This is a genomic window from Mesorhizobium sp. M4A.F.Ca.ET.090.04.2.1 (genome assembly GCF_003999085.1).
In the GTDB taxonomy this organism is placed as follows: Bacteria; Pseudomonadota; Alphaproteobacteria; order Rhizobiales; family Rhizobiaceae; genus Mesorhizobium.
In genome coordinates this window covers 1-3,945 of sequence record NZ_RZOT01000555.1, presented here as the reverse complement: position 1 = coordinate 3,945, position 3,945 = coordinate 1, and the positions used below count along the sequence as shown (strand labels likewise).

At 65.6% G+C, this 3,945-nt stretch carries 4 protein-coding genes and 1 pseudogene; 3 read left to right on the top strand and 2 right to left on the bottom strand.

The genetic code is table 11. The features are described 5' to 3' along the window. Positions 1-483 (bottom strand): annotated as a pseudogene (locus EN781_RS27930) (citrate/2-methylcitrate synthase); the annotation flags it as partial. A gap of 109 nt (positions 484-592) precedes the next feature. Here EN781_RS27930 and EN781_RS27925 point away from each other — a divergent pair. Further along, entirely contained in the window at positions 593-1,696 is a 1,104-nt protein-coding gene (locus tag EN781_RS27925) for a citrate synthase/methylcitrate synthase (RefSeq protein WP_126057907.1), read from the top strand. Between the two features lie 208 nt (positions 1,697-1,904). Then, the gene (locus EN781_RS27920; RefSeq protein ID WP_127400531.1) at positions 1,905-3,035 is read left to right on the top strand and encodes a patatin-like phospholipase family protein; all 1,131 of its coding nucleotides are present in this window, start codon (positions 1,905-1,907) and stop codon (positions 3,033-3,035) included. A gap of 27 nt (positions 3,036-3,062) precedes the next feature. Here the strand turns inward: EN781_RS27920 and EN781_RS27915 are convergent, their stop codons facing one another. Further along, positions 3,063-3,659, bottom strand: a complete 597-nt coding sequence (locus tag EN781_RS27915; RefSeq protein WP_126057909.1) for a TetR/AcrR family transcriptional regulator — start codon at positions 3,657-3,659, stop codon at positions 3,063-3,065. A gap of 124 nt (positions 3,660-3,783) precedes the next feature. On the opposite strand from EN781_RS27915, the gene EN781_RS27910 reads away from it, so the two are divergent. Then, positions 3,784-3,945 (top strand): 2Fe-2S iron-sulfur cluster-binding protein (locus EN781_RS27910; RefSeq protein ID WP_127400530.1); only part of this gene is annotated, 162 nt, incomplete at its 3' end.

Genomic DNA, 3,945 nt, shown 5'->3' with positions numbered 1-3,945 from the left:
GCGGTAGAGCGTGGCTGGCCCGCGTCCCAGCGAAGGCCGGCCTTCGGCAGCCAGTTCAGCCAGCGTCGCGAATGCCGCGCCGCGACCGCTCTCGCGCGCGTCATGGCGGCCGGGCGAGGCAAACGACACCGGGACGTCCGCTGCCCAGAGCAGGCTTGCCGTCTCCTCCAGCGTGGCCGCGCCGGAGAGCGCCACAGCATCCTTGCCGCGATAGAAAAGGCCGCCATGCTGGATGGTCGAGATCGTGGTGGCAAAAGCCGGCTCGCCCCAGTCGATGGCGCTTTCTGCGATCGCTCGCGGGCTTCGGCCGCGCGCGCGGCGCGTGGCGAGGGCGGCGATGTCGTCGGCGCGATACTGGCTGCGGCGCGGATCGGCTGCGTCCGGACGCATGCCGATACGGCCACGGCTGACATAGGCATAGAGCGTCTGCGGCCGCACCTTGAGCCGTTCCAGCGCCTCCTCACGCGTCAGCCATTCGGTCATGTTGTTTGTCATGCAGCCGATTGCTTGGACATATTGATTCACTTGATCAAGATTGATGCCTCGAACTTGTACCATTAATTCAAGTCCGTAAATGGCGAAGGAGACGGACATGGCAAACGGGCTCGATGATGTGGTGGCGGCGGAAACCGTGCTTTCCGATGTCGACGGCCTCGGCGGCCGGCTGACGATCCGTGGCCATTCGCTGCCGGAACTGGCCGGCCGTTGGCGCTATCCGCAGGTGGCGCGCCTGTTGCTCGACGGCTTCTTCGACGACCTTCCCGGCGATGCTGAACTGGCCGAGGCGATCGGCCGGGCGCGGGTCGAGGTGTTCCTGCGGCTCCAGCCGATTTTTCCGACGCTGGCCGCGCTCGATGTCTACAGCGGCATGCGGGCCGGCATCGCCCTTTTGCCGGACGGCGGGACGTTGACGGATGCGCTGCGGCTGATCGCGGCGCCGGCGGTGCTGACTCCGGCCTTGCTGCGGGCGGGACGCGGGGACCAGCCGGTCGCACCAAACAAGGATGCCGATCATGCCGCCGACATGCTGCGCATGCTTGGTGGCAGCGCGGCCTCGCCCGATCTGGCCAAAGCGCTCGACACCTATCTCGTCACTGTCTGCGACCATGGTCTCAACGCCTCGACCTTCGCCACCCGCGTCGTCGCCTCGACTCAAGCCGGGCTGACCTCGGCGATTCTGGCTGGCCTAGGCGCGCTCAAGGGGCCGCTGCATGGCGGCGCGCCCGGACCGGTCATCGAGATGCTGGACGCGATCGAGGCGTGCGGCGACGGCGCCGGCTGGCTGCGCGACGAGATCGCGCAAGGCGAGCGCATCATGGGTTTCGGCCACCGCATCTACCGGGTGCGCGATCCGCGCGCCGACGTGCTGAAAGCGGTGGTGCGGCAACTGGCCACCCGCAAGGGGCCAGGTAGCGGGAAGATGGGCAGCCGGCTGGCTTTTGCCGAGACGGTGGAGCAGGCGGCGCTCGACGTGCTTCGGGTCGCCAAGCCGCAGCGTTCGATCCAGACCAATGTCGAGTTCTACACTGCGCTCCTGCTGGAAGCGGCAGGCTTCCCAAAGGACGCATTCACCAACGTCTTCGCCGCCGGCCGCATCTCGGGCTGGATCGCCCATGCGCGCGAGCAGCAGACGACAGGACGGTTGATCCGGCCGCAGTCGCGCTATGTCGGGCCGGTGCCGGATCTCGTCGCCTAAGGCGGCCAGCCCATCTTGATGAATGTCGCCTCTCCGCCAAAAGGCGGTGAGGCTCTTCTTCATGACCGAAATTTCATGTGATCACGCGACCGTGTTCGTGTTCTTGCCTTGGTCAGGACTTATATGCTGCACTGCAACATAGGTCCGCTGCCGGCGCGTCGCCCGATTCCGGGCAGGACGAGGCCGGCCATTCAACGACAGGAACGCCATGACGACCAACGGCAAGGCGGAGGAAAAGAAGAAGATCAACATCGCGCTTCAGGGGGGCGGCTCGCACGGCGCCTTTTCCTGGGGCGTTCTCGACAGGCTGCTGGAGGATGGAAGGCTAGAGATTTCAGCCGTTTCCGGCACCAGCGCCGGCGCGATGAACGCGGTGGCGCTGGCCGACGGCTTTGTCCGTGGCGGCGTCGAGGGAGCACGCAAGAAGCTCGACGATTTCTGGCGCGCGGTGGCGCGGAAAGGCCGCTTCAGCCCGGTGCAGCGCATGCCGTGGGATGTCGCCTGGGGCAACTGGTCGATCGAGAACACGCCGGGCTATGTCTTCTTCGACACCATGTCGCGGGTGTTCTCGCCCTATGTCGCCAATCCGCTCGGCCTCAATCCGCTGCGCGACGTGGTCAAGCAGGAGATCAACTTCTCCAATGTGCGCGCCTGCAAGTCGGTGGAGCTGTTCATCTCGGCGACCAATGTCGAGACCGGACAGCTGCGCGTCTTCTCCGACGGCGAGATCGACCTCGACACGGTGATGGCCTCGGCCTGCCTGCCGCAACTGTTCCGCGCCGTCGAAATCAAGGGCGTGCCCTACTGGGATGGCGGCTATGGCGGCAATCCGGCGCTCTATCCGTTCTTCAAGACGACTGCCACCGAGGACGTGCTCCTAGTCCAGATCAATCCGGTGGTGCGCGATGGCACGCCAAAGAGCGCCAACGAGATCCAGAACCGCATCGACGAGATCACCTTCAATGCCCGACTCCTGCGCGAATTCCGCTCGATCGCCTTCGTCAAGGAACTGATCGCCGCCGGCCGGCTGCCGCATGGCGAGTACCGCGACATTCGCATGCACCGCATCGATGCCGACGAGGCTTTCAAGGACCTGTCGGCATCGTCCAAGGTCAACGCCGAATGGGCCTTCCTCGCCTATCTGCGCGATCTTGGCCGCAGCGCCGCCAGCGACTGGCTGGAGGAGAATTATGACGCCGTCGGCAAGCGGCCGACGCTCGATCTCTCCGGCGAACTCGACGACGGCTTCAAGCCGATGCGCGGCCCGGCGCCGGGCCGGCGGGTAAAGGAGTTCCTCGCGGCGCGCAGGAAGCCCGAGCAAGCGCGGCGCCAAGCCTAGCTCGACCGGGGGCGCCGACCGCCGACGTCATCCTTTCCGCAGCGCCAGGTCGATCAGCCTGATCAGCGCGGCGGCGGCCCGTCGCTGCTCGTCCGGATTGCTGATGCGCATCTTCATGCCTTCCAGCCCGTCGAGCAGCATGTCGGCCAGCAGCCGCGCCGAAAGCCCCTTGGCGGCGAGGTCGACGCCGTTCCGTTTCACTTCGCCCTCGACCGCGCTGGCGATGTGCTCGACAAGGCCGTCGCGCCAGCAGCCGACGAGGTCGGCGACGCTCGACTTCAAGTCGAGCAGTTCGGCGCCGTGCGGGGAAGCACGGACAGCGCCGATCATCGAGATCAGCGCTGCGTCGACGGCGCGCATCGTGCGTTCGGCGAAGGTGCCGCCGCCTTCGAGCTCGCTCTTCGCCTGCTCGATGGAGCGACCGAGCAGCATCAGGGCGATGGCGCGGAAAATGTCGGTCTTGTTCTTGAACAGCAGATAGAGCGCCGGCCGCGACATGTCGGCGGCGCGCGCGATGTCGTCCATGGTGGTGCGCGTAAAGCCATAGGCGAGGAACACCTTCATCGCGCCTTCCAAAATGCGGGCGCGCTTGGGGTCGGCGGCGATGTCCTCGGCTTCGATCATGGCGAACAGTCTACCCTGTGCAAACTCTATTGACAAAATGACGGATTTTGTCAAGGTGTATGAAGACGAAATGGCCGCCTTGCCATTTCGCTTCTGGTTATAGACGACAACGAAGGATATCCCCATGCGCCTCACCGTCGACGGGCAATCATTCGACATCGATGCCGATCCGGGAATGCCGCTGCTGTGGGCGCTGCGCGATCTGATCGGCAAGACGGGCCCGAAATTCGGCTGCGGCATCGCCGCCTGCGGTGCCTGCACGGTGCATGTCGACGGCCTGCCGGTT

Bases quoted from the DNA above. Each gene is read 5' to 3' on its own strand.
- EN781_RS27915 (WP_126057909.1), bottom strand. From the start codon at position 3,659: ATGATCGAAGCCGAGGACATCGCCGCCGACCCCAAGCGCGCCCGCATT.
- EN781_RS27920 (WP_127400531.1), top strand. From the start codon at position 1,905: ATGACGACCAACGGCAAGGCGGAGGAAAAGAAGAAGATCAACATCGCG.
- EN781_RS27925 (WP_126057907.1), top strand. From the start codon at position 593: ATGGCAAACGGGCTCGATGATGTGGTGGCGGCGGAAACCGTGCTTTCC.